This window comes from Flavobacterium sp. PS2, from assembly GCF_046250155.1.
Taxonomy (GTDB): domain Bacteria; phylum Bacteroidota; class Bacteroidia; order Flavobacteriales; family Flavobacteriaceae; genus Flavobacterium.
Genome location: NZ_CP176426.1, coordinates 4,256,124 through 4,274,413, shown reverse-complemented (window position 1 = coordinate 4,274,413; position 18,290 = coordinate 4,256,124). Strand labels below are relative to the sequence as shown.

Genomic DNA, 18,290 nt, shown 5'->3' with positions numbered 1-18,290 from the left:
TTTATTTTAATTGATAATTTAAAAATAACAATATACGGCTGAAGTGTTACAAAAAATGGGATGTAACTAAACTGAAAGATAAGGAAATTGTAAGGCTAAAAAAAATCATTAACAAAACTAAAACACATTAGTAACTTAAAGTGTGTTAATCTTCTTCAGGAATGTATCCCTGATCATTAGTTTTCACCTTTTCTTTTTCCTTTTTATTATTCTTTTTTGACTTTGAGAAATCAATATAATCTGGATTTATAGCAGAATCCGGAACATCATTATTCTGGTTCGAAGTTTTAATCGCACGTTCTAGTTTATGGTCTTTAAAGATTTTATTTACCAATTCTCTAAAAGTATCAAAATCTACTTCATAAGAAACCCCTATACCTTGTGTATAACCAACTCCCTGACCTATATAATTAATATCGTTTTCTCGGTTAAATAAACGTAAGTTCATACTTCCGTCTTCATTAACTCTGTATTGCACCTCTACGTCGCCCACAATTGCCGATTCGTTGATTCCTCCTACTGGTACTCCTACTTTACCGTTTATGGTAATTCTCTCATTGATCTGAGATGAAATTGTCGCTGCAAATTGACCATCGGCTTCCTGACCAAGTCGTCTGTCGGCAGAGGTATATGTAAAACCAATATCTATCTTATCACTATCAGAATGAATTATCCCTCCCAATAAATTGGTGGCTGTTTCGAATAAACTACTAGAAAAATCAGATTGACTCACTCCCTCAGGACTTAAGAATCCTCCTGAAGACAGCAAATAAAGTGCTTGTGTTTGTCGCACATCTTTATCGACTAACTTATACTGGATTTCAGACTTTAATACATTACTTACCGTTGGGAACTCAATATTAAAATCTGGCTCTGGGCTCGTTAAATCTCCTCGAATACCAATAACTACCTCTACAGGTACTTTTTTGCTAAATGAAGAGTTCTCTAATAATACTGCAGGATTTGCAGATGTTTTATAAACTGCTTCAAGATTTAACTGCGCTTTCATCGGGTTACCTTCCCAAGAAATCGAACCTCCTTTTTTTACAACAAATTTCTTATCGATTAATCCACCATACTTAAAGTTATAGGTTCCTTCATATGCCTGGAAATCCCCCCACATATTAAATTTACCAAGTGTATTAATTTTAAATAATAAAGATCCAAATCCTTTTCCTTTCATTCCGTGTCCAGAATTTCTATCTAAAATTACTTCGACCTCGGCGTCTGGAGTAATATCAAAATCAAACTCCAATTCCAGACCATTATAGTTTCTTGTCTTTTCGACAATACCATTAGCAAGATTATACTTTTCTTTGGCTGTGATAAAATGAATAAAATTATTATCACTCATTGTTTGCGCATCATTAATCGGGATCTTCACAGATGTTCCTTTCTCTGATTTTGCATCTACTTTTATAAATAATGCCGTAGTTGGCCCTTTAATAGTTGCTCTACCATTAATAAATGCTGTACCAAAATAAGCCGCATCTTCACTGTCTTTAGTATCTAATGCTAACAATCTTTTTGAACTGATATCTAAATCTAATTTCCAATCGCCAAAATTATTATGCTCGACTGTACCATTTAAAATCCCTTTAGTTCCGTATTTAGAATCGGTGATAGTATTATTTCGTAACAAGAATTTCTCATCGGTTACATCGACAATAGTTTTATCACTCAGCTCATAATCTATATTTAAATAAGGAATAGTCATTCCGGCTTTATCCAGATATAAACGCCCATTAACATCAGGTCTTTTTAAATTCCCGATAATAGCCGCGTTACCCGAAACATAGCCTCGAATATTCGACAACACTTCTCCTCCCAAAGAACTAAGCGAGGCTAAATTAAATGTGTCAAATTTAAGCTGTAAATCGAGTATTGTTTCTTTATTAATAATTTCGAAGCTTCCGAATAACTTAAACATCTCCAATTTATCATTTTCGATAGAAGAATTTATTGTAAACTTTCTAAGGTTTTCATCACCTACAATATCAAATTTTAATCCTCCTAAATCGGTCTTATTTACATTTAGCTTATCAATAAAGATGGAAGCTGTTGGCTGGAAGACATTCTTTTTTTGCTTAAAATTAATCTCTCCGTTAATATTACCGTTCAAAACAAGCTTATCATTGGTTGGTGTAATTTTATTAAGATCTACATCTTTAAAACTTAGTTTCAAATCTTTAAAATCGGCATCTTTTATTTGCCCGACTAATTCTATCTTTTGGTTTTCGTGAGATAGAATAATATTATCTATGTCAAAATTCTTGAATTTTTTATCAAAAACGATTTTATTATCTGGTTCGTCATTTTCATTTAAATACCATAAATAGTCTTTAAATTTCAACTCGGATTTATTGATTCCGACAACGTTGTTCTTATCTTTATCAATAGTATGATATAAGTTGAAGTTAAAATAATCTTCTCCTTTTGAACCTCCTTTAAACTCAGACCTTACAAATAAGGTATCTTTCATGGTTACGTTTATCAAACTAAAATCACGTACCTTATAATACTTCGTTTTAATACTATCTAACTCGATATAGGTATTATACAATGGATTTTTATTATCTACAGCAACTCTTATATTGTCAAATGTATTTTGTGCTGCTTTAATTTGAGGAGAATTAAACTTAAACTTGAATTCATCCTTATCGGCGTCGATTTTCCCTCTCACAACTGTATTGGTTGCTACCTCTATCTCAGGATAAAAGATTTCGATAATCTTATTGTATATGGTAAAATTAAAATGTAGAAACTGTCCTTTACTTACCTTAAGTGGTTTATAATTGGCATATAAACTACCTACAGAATTTGTAACTAAATTTTCTAATTGATTAAATTTAAACTTCCCTACAATTTCACCATCAACAACATCGGTAGAACTTATTGTTATTGTACGTATTTTATCGGCATCAAAATTTGAGCTTACTTTTACCTGATCAAAAACATAAGTCGATTTTGGATTTTGATAAACCGCATCATTAATCTCAATATCCCCTTGAAGATTTTCGATTGTATTTCCTGATACGTGAACCGCTACATCACCTTTAAAAACAGATATAGAATCTTTTATGAATTTAAGTTTGTGTAAATCGGCATTTTCTACCTTAATATGAAAATCATAGTCACTATCTTTTCTACTTAAATCTATCAAACCATCAAATGTCATACTCAGGTTAGGATCATTCACAGAAAGCTGTCCTTTATAATGTGGCAATTTAAAATTACCATTTAAGACTATATTATTATAGGTATAGTTATTATAATAAAATTTCTGAACGTCTCCTTTTATAACTGTGTTCAGGTATTTCTCGGTAAATCCTTTCCCATCTACATCCAGATTAAGGGTTGTTTTACCAATATCTTTTCGACCAAGCAAAGTACCAACATCAAAATTCTCTAAGACAATATTTCCCGAATACGAAGCTTTATCGATAACATCGATATTATTCATATTCAAATCAATAAGTCCATTTCCTAAATCCGTTATCATTGTAAAATCGGTATCCAAAGCTGTCTTAGATACTTTTGCTCTACCTACAATCGAGAACTTACCAATACGTTGTAATTCTTTAGGCAATTTTTTCCCTAATACATTTGGCAACAAAACAACCAAGTTATCATAACTAGACGAAAGCTTATCGAATTTACCATTCATAAGAAACTCTTGTCCGTTTTTACCAAAAAGATTTTTGAAATTTATATCTCCATTTATAGTCGATTTATGCAAATCAGACAATCTAAGATGTTTTAAATTTAAATCATTTAAAGTTCCGTCAATTTTAGACTTAACACGGAAGTATTGGTCTTTTCCTAGTTCTTTATAAAAATAACGAATATCGTTAGATCCAATATTAGCAGAATCTAAAACTACATCAAACTGAACTTTATCGGTAAACTTAGCAAAATCTTCTATTCGATAATTTAATGTAGCCGCTCCGTATATTTTAGAGTACTTGGTAAGAATAGACAATTTTTCAAGCTTCATTTGCTTTTTAGTATAGCTAAATCTTGATGTTAAATTAGCTACATACAAACCTCTATGATCCAAAAACGATAATTTATGAATCCTTGTACTTACATCGGGTCCATAAAGTTTAAAATCACTTATGTGAGCATTAAGTTTTGTAAAATCGACATCTTTAGGAACTACTCTATTTTCGTCTGTTAGAATAAAATGTCCGTTGGTAATATAAGCATCTTTTGCGGTAAGCAAGAAACGTTTTGCTGAAGGTTTTTTTGGTGGTCCTGTTTCGAAAGCCTGAATGAATACATCGAGATTGGTTTTCTTTTCGCTTTTATAGGTTTTTAAATTAAAAAGTAAACCTGTCATACGAATTTCGCCAAAAATCAAATCGCCATCAAGAACTCTCTTAACGGCCAAAATATTAGTTTTAATTAAATCAGAATAGATTAAAGTATCTTTATGGTGATCCATTATTAATACTTTCCTGAGTTTTACTCCACCAAAAACACTTACAGAAACTTTCTCTACAGATATATGTGTACCAAAATCTGAGTTTAAAGTGTCGGTAATATAATTTGCAATTTTTGTCTGAACGACCGGTAGAGACAATGCGATAGCCAGTACTAACAAAAGTAGAATTAGTCCGATTAAGGAACGAGATACTATTTTTTTTATTTTTCTGATACTGGTTGTTTTTTAGTTTTTCTTTAAATTTAATTTTAGAGCAAACAAAGGAAGGTTCCTTTGATAAAAATTCTTTAATTTTGGCTTCTGCTTTTAAATAAAAAAATTTAAAATTTGATTCGTCAAATATAATTCAAAATTCGTGCCTTTACATGCAAAATCCTGAGGTTTTTATTCTAGCTATCGAAAGTTCTTGTGATGATACTGCAGCGGCTGTTTTACATAACGATAAAGTCCTGTCAAATGTTGTTGCCAACCAACTGATACATACGCAATATGGCGGTGTAGTACCCGAACTTGCGTCTAGAGCTCACCAACAAAATATTGTTCCTGTGATTGATGCTGCTCTTCGCAAAGCAAATATAAAAAAAGAACAATTATCTGCAATAGCATTTACACAAGGTCCTGGTCTTATGGGCTCATTGCTAGTAGGAAGCTCTTTTAGCAAATCGATGTCTTTGGCTTTACAAATCCCCTTAATTGCTGTTAATCATATGCATGCGCATATATTAGCTCATTTTATTGATGAAGATGGTTATGACAAACCTACATTCCCTTTTTTAGCATTAACAATAAGTGGTGGTCATACACAGATTATTAAAGTAAATGGCTTTTTTGATTTACAAATTATCGGAGAAACTACCGATGATGCTGTTGGAGAAGCATTTGATAAAAGCGCCAAAATTCTTGGACTTCCCTATCCTGGTGGCCCACTAATAGATAAATACGCACAATTAGGAAATCCAAAAGCTTTTGCATTTACAAAACCAAAAGTACCTGGATTAGACTTTAGTTTTTCTGGTTTAAAAACGGCTATTTTATATTTTATTCAGAAGAAAAAACTAGAGAACCCAAATTTCATCGAGGAGAATCTTAATGATATTTGTGCTTCCATACAATATACAATTATCGAAATTTTAATGGATAAATTAAAATTGGCGGTAAAAGAAACTGGAATCAATCAAATTGCGATTGGCGGTGGTGTTTCGGCTAACTCGGGCATTAGAAACAGACTGAAAGAAAGCGAACAAAAATACGGTTGGAAAACTTACATTCCGAAATTTGAATACACTACCGATAATGCTGCAATGATTGGAATTGTAGGTTATCAAAAATATTTATCAAAACAATTTGAAACAGCTGCTGTTGTTTCTAAAGCACGAATACAATTTTAAACTATGCAATTATTTTACAACCCAAATATTGACGAAACAACTCAGGAATTTTCTTTTGATAAAGAAGAAAGTAAACACATTATAAAAGTATTACGAAAAAAAGATTCTGATATATTACATGTAACAAATGGATTGGGTTATTTATTTGAAACCGAAATTACACTGGCTTCTGATAATAAATGTACTGTCAAAATAATTTCTGTTGAGAAAGCTCAAGATCCAAAATACCGTTTGCATCTTGCAGTTGCTCCTACCAAAATGAATGATCGTTATGAATGGTTTCTGGAAAAAGCTACCGAAATAGGTATTCATGAGATTACTCCAATTATTTGCGATAGATCAGAACGTAAAGTGATTAATATGGAGCGTTTCGAAAAGATTATTTTATCGGCAATGAAACAATCAAATGAATTGTATCTTCCTAAACTTAATGAAGCTATTTCATTTAAAGAATTTGTAAAACGCAAAAACGAAGGTTTACAATTAATTGCGCATTGTGAGGAAACAGATAAAAAATCATTAAAATCAGTTTTAAAACCAAATGAGAACGTAACATTGCTTATTGGTCCTGAAGGTGACTTTTCGGAAAAAGAAATTGCTTTGGCTATCGAAAATAATTTTCAGCCAGTATCTTTAGGAAATACAAGATTACGTACTGAAACAGCTGCAATGGTAGCTTGTCATAGTGTTGCTTTTTTTAATGAAATTTCTAACTAAAAGTGTAACAATTAAGACAAAGCTTTGTCATTTCGACGAAGGAGAAATCTTCGCTAGAAACTCCGCTAACAAATGTCAATCTTTGTCGATTTTGCAACGAAGATTTCTCCTTCGTCGAAATGACAAAAAAGCGAAATACCAGATAATATAAATTATATGAAAAGAATATTCTACTTATTGTTACTTTTATCGGTTTCTTCTTTTTCGCAAGAAATTGCATTACTAAAATATAGTGGTGGTGGCGATTGGTATGCAAATCCTACTTCATTACCTAATTTGATAAAGTTTTGTAATGCTAATATTGATACTCGTATAAAAGCAAAACCCGGAACTGTAGAGCCAAGCAATCCCGACTTGTTATCCTATCCTTTTGTACACATGACTGGACATGGAAATGTAGTTTTTAGCGATGCTGACGTTACTAATCTTCGTAATTATTTATACGGTGGAGGATTTCTTCATATTGATGATAATTACGGAATGGATCAATACATTCGAAAAGAGATAAAAAAAATATTCCCAAACAATGATTTAGTAGAACTTCCTGCCAATCATGCTATTTTTCAGAAGCCGTTTCTTTTTGCAGGTGGTTTGCCTAAAATTCACGAACACGATGGAAAAAGACCTCAGGCATTTGGGATTTTTATCGAAAATAAATTAGTGTTGCTTTATACATTTCAATGTGATCTTGGTGATGGCTGGGAAGATGCCGAAGTACATAACGACCCTCTCGAAGTACGACAAAAAGCTTTAAAAATGGGCGCTAACATTATCAATTATATCTTTACCAATTAATTTAAGTCAAGTGCAATTAACACACGAAGAAATACAATTCGAAAGAAAGACATTCCCTATTACATTAGTTTGCGATCATATCTATTTTCAACAAAACATTGGTTCTCTTTTTAGAATAAGTGAAGCTTTTGGAGTTGAAAATATTATTTTTTTAGGTAAAGACATTCCGCTTAACCCAAGAAAAATCAATAAAACTTCCCGTAATACCCATCTTCATATTCCATATACAGTAATTGAAGAAACACAAGATTTAGTTACTCATCTGGTTGATTTAAATTGCGAAATCATTGCATTAGAAATCACAAATAGTAGCAAACCTTTAAAAGAAGTTATACTACCTGCTGATAAAAAAATCGCATTAATAATTGGAAGTGAAATCAATGGAATTTCAGAAGAATTATTAAAAATTTCGAGTCAAATAGTTCATATTAATATGTTTGGAAAAAATAGTAGTATGAATGTTGTACAAGCCGCCAGTATAGCGTTGTACGAATTTACATCTTAAAAAACAAACCTCTTTTTTTGTAAGAACTAAGCTATGCAAGGGTTTTTAAAATTGTGACAAACAAAATAATAATAAAATTTTGTCTGTTAAGTTTTTTGTTATAAAATTGCTTTAATTATTAACTAAACTAAAATTTTATAACAAAACCCCAAACTATTATGAAAAAGATTGTTTTATCCGCATTTGCAGCGCTGCTGCTATTCTCATGTCAAAACGACCAAACAGAATCTACAACTCCAGAAGCTTCAGCAACTGCTACTACTCAACGTGGTTGCGCTACTCAAGATGTTCTTGAAGCTCAATTAAAAGCCGACCCTACTTTGGCTATTAGAATGAATCAAATCGAAGCATTTACAGAAAACAAGTTACTTACGGGCAAGTTGGTAAATGGAAAAGTTCAAATTCCAGTTATTGTAAATGTATTATACAAAACGGCAGCAGAAAATATTTCTGATGCTCAAATCCAAACACAAATTGATGTCTTAAATAAAGATTTCAATGCTCAAAACTCAGATTACAACAGCGTTCCTGCTTTATTCGCAGGAGTTAAAGCAAATGTTGAAATTAGCTTTGTTTTAGAAAAAATCAATAGAAAATCTACAACAAAAACTTCATGGGGAACTAATGATGCTATGAAAAAAACGGCTAACGGTGGTATAGCTCCAACATCTCCAACTACTAAGCTTAATTTATGGGCTTGTAAAATTGGTGGTGGAATATTAGGTTATGCTCAATTTCCTGGCGGATCTACTACTACTGATGGAGTTGTAATTGACTCTAAATATTTTGGATTATCTGGATCTGGTGCTGCTCCTTACAATTTAGGAAGAACTGGAACTCACGAAGTGGGTCACTGGATGAACTTACGTCACATTTGGGGAGATGCTAATTGTGGAAGTGATTTAGTAAATGACACTCCTGTACACAATACAGCAAATTATGGTGTACCTGCATATCCTCATTATAGCACATGTACAGGAACTCCTGTTGAAATGACTATGAACTACATGGATTATACAGACGATGCAGGAATGTATATGTTCTCTTTAGGTCAAAAAAACAGAATGGCTGCTATATTTTTATCAGGTGGACCTAGAGCTGCTTTTGGTATCTAATACAATAACCATATAACTAAACAGGTTAATAATTATTAAAAGCGAGATATTAAATCTCGCTTTTTTTGTTTTATAAATGTAATCTTTCCCTGCTTTTTTCTATATTTATGCTCTAAAGAAAAACAGACTATGATTACATCTAAAGTAATTTCAAACGGGATTTTAAGAGCTATCGCAACTATTTTGGGAGTATCGCTAATATTGTATTTTTTATATCAAATACAAACTGTGATTGTTTACTTATGTGTTTCTCTCATACTGTGTTTAATAGCAAACCCTTTTGTGAAATTCCTGAAAGAAAAATTAAAATTCAATAGCTCATTTGCAGCTATAACAACTATCGTATTTTTTATATTATTAATGATTGGGTTCATCTTATTATTTGTACCGTTAATAATATCTCAGGCTAATAATTTATCTCTTCTTGATACTGATAGTCTTCAAAAACAATTTATGCTGATAGAACGTGATTTCGAAAATTATTTCAACTTGCAACATCTCGATTTACAAGCACTTTTAAAAAAACCTGAAATAACGTCTAAACTAGATTTTAGTTATTTTACGGCTTTTATAAACTCAATCCTAAACATGCTTGCAGGTTTTGGAATGGGATTAGTATCTGTTTTCTTCATTACTTTTTTCTTTATCAAGGATCAAAACATTTTTAAAGAAAATGCAAAAAGAATACTTCCTGATAACAATGAAGACAAAATTATAAACTCGATTACTAAAATAAATCATTTGCTAACACGCTATTTTGTAGGCTTGTTGCTACAATTAACAGTTGTATTTATTCTTTATTTTATTGTGCTAATAATTTTTGGTAGCCAGAATGCATTTGTAATTGCTTTTTTATGTGCTGTCTTAAATATCATTCCTTACGTTGGACCCATTATAGGAACCATTCTTGCAGCTATATTAACGATGTTGAGTTTAATTGGCGGGGATTTTCAAACAGAAATTTTACCTAAAACCATATATATAGTAATTGGATTTTTATTGGTTCAGGCAATTGATAATAATGTTAGCCAACCTATTATTTCCTCAAAAAGCGTAAATTCGCACCCGCTGGAAATATTCTTAATTACTTTAATAAGCGGAATAACTTTTGGAATCGTCGGAATGATTATTGCAATCCCGTTTTATACTTGCCTTAAAGTTATTGCCAAAGAATTTTTTCCTAACAATAAAGTTGTTATTGTATTAACCGAAAAAATATAACCTTGAATTTAGCCCTTTTACATAATTCTGTTCAGGATTTTATAAATAAAAAAGTAAATGAATCTATCTCAAAATTAGCACTTCAAAAAAATCCTTTTCCAGAAATAGAATGGATTGCAATTTTGAATCAGATTGAGGCTAAAACAAAAGCTAAGGATAAATTACCAACTTGGTTTGCGACCGAGAATATAATTTATCCAAGTAAAATTTCGATTGAACAAACCTCATCAGAGAAAACAGCTCTGTATAAAGCCAACTTAGTTTCGGGTGAGAGCATAATAGACTTAACTGGAGGCTTTGGTGTAGATGATTATTATTTTTCCAAAAAAATAAAAAATGTAGCACATTGCGAGATAAACCCTGATTTATCTGCAATTGTGCAACATAATTTTAAGCAATTAAAAATTGACAATTGTACTTGTTATCCCGAAGACAGTTTTGATGTTCTTAAAAAACTAAACCAAAAATGGGATTGGATTTATATAGACCCTTCCAGGCGGAATGATGCCAAAGGCAAAGTTTTTATGCTAAAGGATTGCTTGCCAAATGTACCTGACTTATTAGATTTCTACTTTGAAAACTCTAATTCTATTTTAATAAAAACGGCTCCTTTATTAGATATTTCTGCTGGTCTTTCGGAATTAAAAAATGTAAAAAACATTCATATAATTGCTCTCGATAACGAGGTTAAGGAATTACTGTGGGAAATTCATAAAGGCTATTCTGGGAAAATTACGCTAAAAACTGCTAATATATTAAAGGATAAAACGGAGACTTTTGAATTTGCATTAAATGAAGAACCTGAATTTGTAAGCTACAGTTTACCTCATAAATATTTGTATGAGCCTAATAGTGCAATTATGAAATCGGGAGGATTTGACGAAGTAAGTACTTTTTATAAAACAGATAAGCTACACAAACACTCTCACTTATATACCTCGGCCGATTTAATTACATTTCCTGGAAGAACATTTGAGATTCTGGAAACCATTCCTTACTCTAAAAACGAAATAAAACTCCATCTTTCTAATAAACAAGCTAACATTACTACTAGAAATTTTCCTGATAGTGTAGAAACCATCCGAAAAAAATGGAAAATAAAAGATGGCGGAAATTTGTATTGTTTTTTTACAACTGATAAAAATGATAATAAAATAGTTTTAATTTGCAGAAAAATATAATAAAATGAAACAACTAATTACTTTAACTTTATTCTTATTAACTTTTAATTTATTTGCACAAAAAGATTGTGAATACACTGTAAACGTTACCGATTCTATAGGAACATACAAATCGACTAAAGAAACCATGATTTCCGAAAAAAACTTTGCAGGAACTGCGAGTTATATCTTTTTCTCCTTAGCACAAACAGATGGTCTGCCAACACTTAATGTACAATTGATTAAAAAAAGTAAAGAGTTTACAGCCGCAAATTGCTTTGATAAGAATTCGAAATTATTTTTACAATTAAGCAATGGAAAAATTGTTACGCTTATCCATATTGACCAAGAAAACTGCGGAACATTAATTCGTGATGACAAAGGATTTGATAATCGCGTTACTCCAGGTATTTTTATGTTCTTAAAAGATAATTTTGAGGATTTAAAAACTTCACCTATCTCGATGATTCGTATTAAATACTTATCAGATACTGAAGATTATGTTATGAAAAAAGAATTCACATCTGAACTAAATGATAAAACATACCGACCTGAAACATTCTTTATTGATAATATAAGATGTGTTGAATAATCTAATTACAATCCCATTTTGTATTAGAAACTTTATCGTTTAAACCTGCTTTTAAATTATAATGCCACCACTCTGAATCGAATGAATTAAAATTATGTTTTATCATTATTTTTTTCAACAACAGGCGATTGGCTTTAATAGTATCTGATAAATTTAAATAGCTATGACTGGCTTCTTTTCCGAAAAAATCAAAAGAAGTTCCCATATCTAACTCTTTACCATTACGGTCTACAAGAGTAATATCTACGGCTCCTCCTCTATTATGGATGGAGCCTTTTTTTGGATCAGCCACATATTTAGGGTTAGAAACTATTTCCCACATTCTTTTTTGGATAAATAGAGGTCTGTAACAATCAAACAACTTGATTTTATACCCTTTCTTCATAAAACTTTTATTAGCTTCTACTAGTGCTTTTACTGTTTTTAAACGCAAGAAACATTCGGCACAATCATACACTTTTGCTTTAAGAAAATTATCTTCTGTAGCATATTTCATATCATACACAAAATCGCTACTATAATCTTTTAAATTAACAAAAGTAGTATCTGCAATTACCTGATTGGTTTCGCTTGCATATGACTCATTTTGAGCATTTGAAGAGGCAGTAAAGAAAAATATTATTATGAAAAATAAAGATTTAATATATGAAGTTGTTTTGATTATCATGTTTGGAAATTTATTGTAAAAGTAAATGTAAACAAAAGTAAACCATATAAGTTATGTAAGAAAATATAAGCAAGGCTAATCAGCGTAGAACTTAAATGAACTTACATCACTTATATGGTTAAAACAATTCTTTTAAATTACTTACTTTCTACTTCTTCTTTTAAGTTTGGTTGTCCTTTACCTGTAGTAATTAAATTGTATAAACTATTTTGTATGTAATTGGTCCAGGCGTTAAAGCAGATATCGTAACATTCATAATCTGGAACTAAGCCTTGATGTGTTAAACGAACTTCTGTTTTATTGTCTTTCTGATTAATTTCAAAAATAACTTTTGTACCTACCCATTCGCTTTTATCTGTAGTAAAATTAAAATCATTTTCTAAGACATCCCAAACTACTTTTTTGTTAGGAATAACTTCTATTAATTTCATTTTACAGATATGAACATCTTTATAATGATACTTAAATACATCATCTAGTTTTGCTGTACCTCCTTCTATTTCTTCCGACCACCATCCTCTAACATTCGTTATAGCATCAAATGCTTCTTTGGGACTTTGGTCTACCAAAATACTTGTAGTAAAATCTTGATTATCCATGATATTATTTTTTAATTGATTTATCTTCTATTTCCTGATTCAACACATTCAGATTTCCTTTACCAGTAGTTATCAAACTCAATAAACTATTCTTTAAAAATTGATTCCATCCATTTGAGCAATCGTCAAAACATTCTATTTTTGGCACTAATCCTAAATGAGTAAACTGAATTTTTGTTTTATCATTTTCTCTAGAGATTTCAAAAACAATTTTAGTATCATTCCATTCTGATTTATTTTTGAGGAAACTCAATTGACTGGCTGTAACGAGCCAAACAATCTTTTTTTCGGGTACTAGCTCAACTATTTTTTGTTTGGAATAATGAACATCTCCAAAACGAACTTCAAATTCATCATTAAGCTTTTGTGAATCTCCTTTAAAATCTTCTGACCACCAACTCCGAACTTTCATAATAGCATCAAATACTTCTTTGGGAGTTTGGTCTACCAAAAAAGTTGCATTAAAATCTTGATTATCCATGATATTAATTGTTTAAAAAATTAAAACCTCATTTGAACTAAACAAAGTTAACATTCTCATTTACAATTAATAGGGCGTAAAATAGACTTTTACAGGGTTAATTAAGACATATTAATGTTTAACTTAATCTTCTTGAGTTAAAATTTTATTTTTAAACTAAAATTATCCAAACAGTCTAACAGTTATCCGCTTTATATTTCAAAATTATAATCTAAAAACAAATTCTCTCTTATTGATACTTTAGATTGTCTTTAATTTATTAGTATTCCTTTCAAATTATACTTTTCCGATTCTATAGCATACAAAATGGACTGATCTGAAGGATCTTCATTTACATCAAAATGAAATGATTTATTTATCACAAACTCCTCATGAAAGATTTTATATTTTCCGTTTCGACATTCAATACAATTTTGTTTTAAATTAAAATCTTCTACGTAACCTTGAGCCCTCAAAGCATCTATTCCTTCTATAAGTGTATCGTACGTTTCCATTTCTTTATAATTAAGTTTTATTTTAATTAATTTCTGTTCTTTATTTATAACACCAAAACAGCATCACAAAATGCAATACTGTTTTGGGTTAATTAAAAATAAAAAGAATTATTCTCTATCATAAGAAAACTGAATTCCTGCTGTACCTCCTGTTTTAATAAACAATTGCATAAATTCCTGAGCCGTTTCAGAACGTCCCCAATCACGTTGCAATTCACAAAATAATTGAGGTGTACTAACCAGAATTGCTCCGGCTTGCTCCATTCTTCTTAATGCTGCATTATGCGCCTCTAAAGAAGTTCCTCCTACAGCATCAACTACCAAGTAAACATCATAGCCTTCTCTTAAAGCATCTAGTGCAGGAAAAGAAAGGCAAGCCTCTGTCCATAAAGCGGTCATTATTAGTTTTTTCTTTCCAGTTGCTTTAACAGCTTCTAAAAATTCTTTGTCTTCCCAAGAATTTATAGTAGTTCTGTCATAAGACGGTATTCCTTCTAATTCTCTTTTTAATTGAGGAATCGTTTCTTTATTAAATCCTGTTTTTACATTCACCGTCGAAAGTACAATCGGTAAATCATAAACTTTGGCCATTTTGGCTACACCACAAATATTATTAATAAGTATCTGTCTATCCATTGATGCAATAGAATTGACTTGTACTGGTTGATAATCGATAATGATTAATGCTGCATTTTCTGGTGTTAACAAATGATCACTTTTCTGATCACGAATTGGTAAACTGCTCATAATTTCTATTTTTTATGTTAATCTTAATTTATTATTACTGCCTATTATAATCTCTTTACTTTTTAGATGTTCCTATACTTTCTGCTTTTAAGAAACTTTCGATTACTGCCTGGTAATTTGGCATAACCGCTGAATAAGCTTCTGCAAATTGTAAAGCATCTGGACGATTCCATGTTTTTTGAATTTCGCTACAAACAGCTGTTGTTGTGATTGGAACCACTCCTGCAAGTGTCAATCTGGCAAGTGTTGTTTGTGATGATAAAGGACTCATATCGCCAGAAGCATCAATGACAGCAAATACTTCATAACCTTCTGTTACAGCCGAGATAGAAGGAAAAGCTACACATACGCTAGTTAATACACCTCCAATAATTATTTTTTTCTTACCCGTTTTTTTAACTGCTTCAACAAATGCTGGCGTATCCCAAGCATTAATTTCACCATTACGAGGCACATAAACAGCATGTGGAGCATATTTATGAATTTCAGGCATTAGCGGTCCATTAGGTCCATTAGGCTCAGAAGCTGTTGTTATTACAGGAATATTTTCTATTGCTGCAATTTTAGCTAGTGTGGTTACATTGTTACGCAATGAGGTAACGTCAATGTCTTTTACGGTTTGAAACAAACCACTTTGATGATCGATAAGTAAGATTACTACTTCGTCTGAATTTATTCTAGTTACTACTGACATGTTTTTTAAGTTTATTTGTTATTATTATGTTTATCTTAATTTATTCCTTTGGAAATTCTCCATCCATTTTTATTAGTACATCGTCCTTAAGTCCATCAAAAGGTAAAATCAACCCTACTTTAAAATCAGAACGTTTTAACGTTGCCAAAACCTGAAATCCAGATGTGATTTTGTTCGAATTCGGATTAAGCATTGTTCCTCGATAAATAAAATCTACCGTAACTTCTTTTGTAAAACCATGCATACTAAGATTGCCAGTAACTTTATAATTATCTTTACTGCTTTCTTTTATCGCATTACTTTTAAAATTTAGAGTAGGATATTTTTCCGCATCAAAAAAATTGGGACCGCGTAAATCTTCGTCTCTTCCTTCTGAATTTGTAAACACCGAATTTATTTCTGCTGATAATTCAAAAGAGGCATCACTAAAATCTGATTTGGTCGTTACTACTGTCAAATCAAAATTGTTAAACTGACCTACAATATCATTAATCATCATATGTGTTACCGTAAAGCCAAGTCTTGAATGCTCATGATCATTTCGCCATATTGTTTGATTTTCCATATTCTTATTATTTAATTCTTAATCTATTAATTACTCTAAATACCCGAACCTTCCCATATTTACATCATCGAATGCCTGAATGATTTCTTCCTGGGTATTCATAACAAAAGGCCCATGAGCAACTATTGGCTCATTTATCGGTTCCCCACTCAATATCAACACTATCGAATCTTCAGATGCTTTAATTGTAAATTCTTCACCTTCATTTGCAAAAAGCAAAAAATTATCTGCAGGTACATTTTCACTATCATTAACACTAATACTTCCTTCTATCACTAAAAGTGCTGAGTTGTGATTAGCAGGGAAATTAAAAGTTGCAGTAGCTCCTTTGTTTAATTTTGCATTAAACAAATTCACAGGAGTAAATGTTGTGGCTGTTCCTGGAGTACCATTATATTCACCTGCAATAACTTCTATAATACCATCGCCATTAGGCAGCTTATGTTTATTGATTTCGCTATTAATAATCCCCTGATATTTGGGTTTTGTCATTTTATCCTTGGCAGGAAGATTTACCCAAAGCTGTACCATCTGAAAATCTCCTCCTTCTTTGCTAAACTGCTCTTCGTGATATTCTTTATGTAAAATTCCAGAAGCAGCAGTCATCCATTGTACATCTCCTTCACCAATTACACCACTGTTTCCAGAACTGTCATGATGTGCTACTTTCCCTTTATAGGCAATCGTAACTGTTTCAAAACCTCTATGAGGATGTACTCCAACACCTCTTAATTCATCTGTTGGCGAAAAATAAAATTTAGAGTTATAATCCATCATTATAAATGGGCTCATTCTCTCCATGCTCATCCCTTTTCCGTAAGGAATAAAATTATGTACTCTAAACCCGTCTCCTACCATATGTGGTGCAGGCGGCGTTAATACTTGTTCTATTTTTTTTGTTTTCATTGTGATATTATTCTTTATTATGAAACAATGAGTTTGCCTGATATTCAGGATGCTTATCGATATAGGCTTTTATGTATGGACAATAAGGTTTTACTTTAAGATGATTCTCTTCTGCATAATCCAAAACATATTTAGCGATATACGCTGCTATGCCCCTTCCTCCTAATTCTGGCGGAACTTCTGTATGGATATAAGCAATACCGCCATCAAACAATTTGTATTGTTCAAACGCTATTTTTCCATCTAAATGAATCTCAAAACGTTTGTCTTTTTCGTTATTTATAACTGTGTATTCCATGATCTAGTTTTTTAGTATTGTAAAATTAGTGAGGATAAAAAACTAAGTACTTGATCTATGATAAGAAATATAAAAAGGGAGGGTAAAAATATAAATCAATGATTATCAACTTATAGAAATACAGAAACATGACAGTATTATGCTTCAAAGTTTAATTTGAAACAAATACTCTCTATTGTAAAGAATAGGCTTTGAGCCTAAAAAATATTATGAAGATGTTATTGTATTAACAATAATTATTAATAACAACTATTATGGAGTCTGTACTGAATAACTTAGTACTTGAAGTTTTTTCTGGCTAGTTCTTTTCGGACTCTACTCAAACTTTCGGGGGTAATGCCAAGATAAGAAGCAATCATTTGAAGTGGTAATCTAAAGGTAATTTCGCGATGCGTTTCTATAAAATCTAAATATTTTTTTTCAGCAGTGGCTGCCAATAAATAATTTATTCTTTTCTGCATCTGGCGAATGTTTTTTTGCAAAGCAAGGGTATTAAAAGAAACAAAATTTACAGAGATCTTCTCAGCATTTTTAAGAAACTCCTTTTGAATATAAACTATCTCTGCATCTTCAATTACATCAATAAATAAATCTGATGGCTCATCAAAGTAAAAACTGCTCCTGTCTGCAATCCACCAATTTTCTGAAGCAAACTGGATAATATGATCCTTTCCCATTTCATCCACAGTATAGGAACGTAACAAACCTTTACATACAAAGAATGCCCTATCGCAAATTTGATTTTCTTTTAATAAAATTGTTCCTTTTTTTATTTTAAGAGAATGTACCAAATGCTCTAACTCTTTATACTGTTCCTCTGATATATCAGTATTACTTAGTATATATTTTTTAAATTGTTCCAGCATTTGTATAAAGAGATTAAATTGTAAAATGAATAC

The 18,290-nt window shown here is 31.3% G+C and carries 19 protein-coding genes; 8 read left to right on the top strand and 11 right to left on the bottom strand.

Annotated elements, in window-relative coordinates; genetic code table 11:
* Positions 1-145 precede the first annotated feature (145 nt).
* On the bottom strand, positions 146-4,585 hold the full coding sequence (locus ACJ6WR_RS18895; RefSeq protein WP_409416131.1) for a translocation/assembly module TamB domain-containing protein: 4,440 nt from the start codon (positions 4,583-4,585) through the stop codon (positions 146-148).
* A gap of 227 nt (positions 4,586-4,812) precedes the next feature.
* Here ACJ6WR_RS18895 and tsaD point away from each other — a divergent pair, with 227 nt between their 5' ends.
* The 8 genes from tsaD to ACJ6WR_RS18855 all read left to right on the top strand — a co-directional run bounded on the left by tsaD (position 4,813) and on the right by ACJ6WR_RS18855 (position 11,940).
* Entirely contained in the window at positions 4,813-5,835 is a 1,023-nt protein-coding gene (tsaD, locus tag ACJ6WR_RS18890; RefSeq protein WP_039117404.1) for a tRNA (adenosine(37)-N6)-threonylcarbamoyltransferase complex transferase subunit TsaD, read from the top strand.
* Between the two features lie 3 nt (positions 5,836-5,838).
* Positions 5,839-6,552: a 16S rRNA (uracil(1498)-N(3))-methyltransferase gene (locus ACJ6WR_RS18885; protein ID WP_409416130.1), complete on the top strand. Its 714-nt coding sequence runs from the start codon at positions 5,839-5,841 to the stop codon at positions 6,550-6,552.
* 156 nt (positions 6,553-6,708) lie between these two features.
* Positions 6,709-7,347 (top strand): DUF4159 domain-containing protein, encoded by a 639-nt coding sequence (locus ACJ6WR_RS18880; protein ID WP_409416129.1) that lies wholly within the window; start codon positions 6,709-6,711, stop codon positions 7,345-7,347.
* A 10-nt stretch (positions 7,348-7,357) separates the two neighbouring features.
* Positions 7,358-7,852, top strand: coding sequence for a TrmH family RNA methyltransferase (locus ACJ6WR_RS18875; RefSeq protein ID WP_409416128.1), 495 nt, complete (start codon positions 7,358-7,360; stop codon positions 7,850-7,852).
* A gap of 158 nt (positions 7,853-8,010) precedes the next feature.
* On the top strand, positions 8,011-8,967 hold the full coding sequence (locus ACJ6WR_RS18870) for a zinc metalloprotease (protein ID WP_409416127.1): 957 nt from the start codon (positions 8,011-8,013) through the stop codon (positions 8,965-8,967).
* A 129-nt stretch (positions 8,968-9,096) separates the two neighbouring features.
* Positions 9,097-10,188: an AI-2E family transporter gene (locus ACJ6WR_RS18865; RefSeq protein ID WP_039112792.1), complete on the top strand. Its 1,092-nt coding sequence runs from the start codon at positions 9,097-9,099 to the stop codon at positions 10,186-10,188.
* Positions 10,189-10,190: 2 nt separating this feature from the next.
* Positions 10,191-11,369: a THUMP-like domain-containing protein gene (locus ACJ6WR_RS18860; RefSeq protein ID WP_409416126.1), complete on the top strand. Its 1,179-nt coding sequence runs from the start codon at positions 10,191-10,193 to the stop codon at positions 11,367-11,369.
* A gap of 4 nt (positions 11,370-11,373) precedes the next feature.
* Positions 11,374-11,940, top strand: coding sequence for a hypothetical protein (locus ACJ6WR_RS18855; protein ID WP_039112794.1), 567 nt, complete (start codon positions 11,374-11,376; stop codon positions 11,938-11,940).
* 1 nt (position 11,941) lies between these two features.
* Here ACJ6WR_RS18855 and ACJ6WR_RS18850 read toward each other — a convergent pair whose 3' ends face one another.
* The 10 genes from ACJ6WR_RS18850 to ACJ6WR_RS18805 form a co-directional block, all read right to left on the bottom strand.
* Positions 11,942-12,607 (bottom strand): M15 family metallopeptidase, encoded by a 666-nt coding sequence (locus tag ACJ6WR_RS18850; RefSeq protein ID WP_409416125.1) that lies wholly within the window; start codon positions 12,605-12,607, stop codon positions 11,942-11,944.
* A 137-nt stretch (positions 12,608-12,744) separates the two neighbouring features.
* Positions 12,745-13,206: an SRPBCC domain-containing protein gene (locus ACJ6WR_RS18845; protein WP_039117410.1), complete on the bottom strand. Its 462-nt coding sequence runs from the start codon at positions 13,204-13,206 to the stop codon at positions 12,745-12,747.
* A 4-nt stretch (positions 13,207-13,210) separates the two neighbouring features.
* Positions 13,211-13,687: an SRPBCC domain-containing protein gene (locus tag ACJ6WR_RS18840; RefSeq protein WP_039117411.1), complete on the bottom strand. Its 477-nt coding sequence runs from the start codon at positions 13,685-13,687 to the stop codon at positions 13,211-13,213.
* 251 nt (positions 13,688-13,938) lie between these two features.
* Entirely contained in the window at positions 13,939-14,181 is a 243-nt protein-coding gene (locus ACJ6WR_RS18835) for a phosphoribosylpyrophosphate synthetase (protein ID WP_409416124.1), read from the bottom strand.
* 108 nt (positions 14,182-14,289) lie between these two features.
* The gene (locus tag ACJ6WR_RS18830) at positions 14,290-14,928 is read right to left on the bottom strand and encodes a hydrolase (RefSeq protein WP_409416123.1); all 639 of its coding nucleotides are present in this window, start codon (positions 14,926-14,928) and stop codon (positions 14,290-14,292) included.
* Positions 14,929-14,983: 55 nt separating this feature from the next.
* Positions 14,984-15,622, bottom strand: coding sequence for an isochorismatase family protein (locus tag ACJ6WR_RS18825; protein ID WP_039112802.1), 639 nt, complete (start codon positions 15,620-15,622; stop codon positions 14,984-14,986).
* Positions 15,623-15,662: 40 nt separating this feature from the next.
* A complete protein-coding gene (locus tag ACJ6WR_RS18820; RefSeq protein ID WP_052259411.1) occupies positions 15,663-16,187 on the bottom strand; it encodes a YceI family protein in 525 nt (174 codons plus the stop codon).
* Between the two features lie 30 nt (positions 16,188-16,217).
* Positions 16,218-17,093, bottom strand: coding sequence for a pirin family protein (locus tag ACJ6WR_RS18815; protein ID WP_409416122.1), 876 nt, complete (start codon positions 17,091-17,093; stop codon positions 16,218-16,220).
* Positions 17,094-17,100: 7 nt separating this feature from the next.
* Positions 17,101-17,391, bottom strand: a complete 291-nt coding sequence (locus tag ACJ6WR_RS18810; RefSeq protein WP_039112804.1) for a GNAT family N-acetyltransferase — start codon at positions 17,389-17,391, stop codon at positions 17,101-17,103.
* 275 nt (positions 17,392-17,666) lie between these two features.
* Complete coding sequence (locus ACJ6WR_RS18805; protein ID WP_039117414.1) at positions 17,667-18,257, bottom strand: Crp/Fnr family transcriptional regulator; 591 nt, start codon at positions 18,255-18,257, stop codon at positions 17,667-17,669.
* Positions 18,258-18,290: the final 33 nt, after the last annotated feature.

What these genes read in the sequence shown, in the direction of transcription:
- ACJ6WR_RS18830 (WP_409416123.1), bottom strand. Translation starts at nt 14,928, where the DNA reads ATGAGCAGTTTACCAATTCGTGATCAGAAAAGTGATCATTTGTTAACA.
- ACJ6WR_RS18845 (WP_039117410.1), bottom strand. Translation starts at nt 13,206, where the DNA reads ATGGATAATCAAGATTTTACTACAAGTATTTTGGTAGACCAAAGTCCC.
- ACJ6WR_RS18805 (WP_039117414.1), bottom strand. Translation starts at nt 18,257, where the DNA reads ATGCTGGAACAATTTAAAAAATATATACTAAGTAATACTGATATATCA.
- ACJ6WR_RS18850 (WP_409416125.1), bottom strand. Translation starts at nt 12,607, where the DNA reads ATGATAATCAAAACAACTTCATATATTAAATCTTTATTTTTCATAATA.
- ACJ6WR_RS18810 (WP_039112804.1), bottom strand. Translation starts at nt 17,391, where the DNA reads ATGGAATACACAGTTATAAATAACGAAAAAGACAAACGTTTTGAGATT.
- ACJ6WR_RS18855 (WP_039112794.1), top strand. Translation starts at nt 11,374, where the DNA reads ATGAAACAACTAATTACTTTAACTTTATTCTTATTAACTTTTAATTTA.
- ACJ6WR_RS18825 (WP_039112802.1), bottom strand. Translation starts at nt 15,622, where the DNA reads ATGTCAGTAGTAACTAGAATAAATTCAGACGAAGTAGTAATCTTACTT.
- ACJ6WR_RS18835 (WP_409416124.1), bottom strand. Translation starts at nt 14,181, where the DNA reads ATGGAAACGTACGATACACTTATAGAAGGAATAGATGCTTTGAGGGCT.
- ACJ6WR_RS18815 (WP_409416122.1), bottom strand. Translation starts at nt 17,093, where the DNA reads ATGAAAACAAAAAAAATAGAACAAGTATTAACGCCGCCTGCACCACAT.
- ACJ6WR_RS18865 (WP_039112792.1), top strand. Translation starts at nt 9,097, where the DNA reads ATGATTACATCTAAAGTAATTTCAAACGGGATTTTAAGAGCTATCGCA.
- ACJ6WR_RS18840 (WP_039117411.1), bottom strand. Translation starts at nt 13,687, where the DNA reads ATGGATAATCAAGATTTTAATGCAACTTTTTTGGTAGACCAAACTCCC.
- ACJ6WR_RS18870 (WP_409416127.1), top strand. Translation starts at nt 8,011, where the DNA reads ATGAAAAAGATTGTTTTATCCGCATTTGCAGCGCTGCTGCTATTCTCA.
- ACJ6WR_RS18820 (WP_052259411.1), bottom strand. Translation starts at nt 16,187, where the DNA reads ATGGAAAATCAAACAATATGGCGAAATGATCATGAGCATTCAAGACTT.
- tsaD (WP_039117404.1), top strand. Translation starts at nt 4,813, where the DNA reads ATGCAAAATCCTGAGGTTTTTATTCTAGCTATCGAAAGTTCTTGTGAT.
- ACJ6WR_RS18880 (WP_409416129.1), top strand. Translation starts at nt 6,709, where the DNA reads ATGAAAAGAATATTCTACTTATTGTTACTTTTATCGGTTTCTTCTTTT.
- ACJ6WR_RS18885 (WP_409416130.1), top strand. Translation starts at nt 5,839, where the DNA reads ATGCAATTATTTTACAACCCAAATATTGACGAAACAACTCAGGAATTT.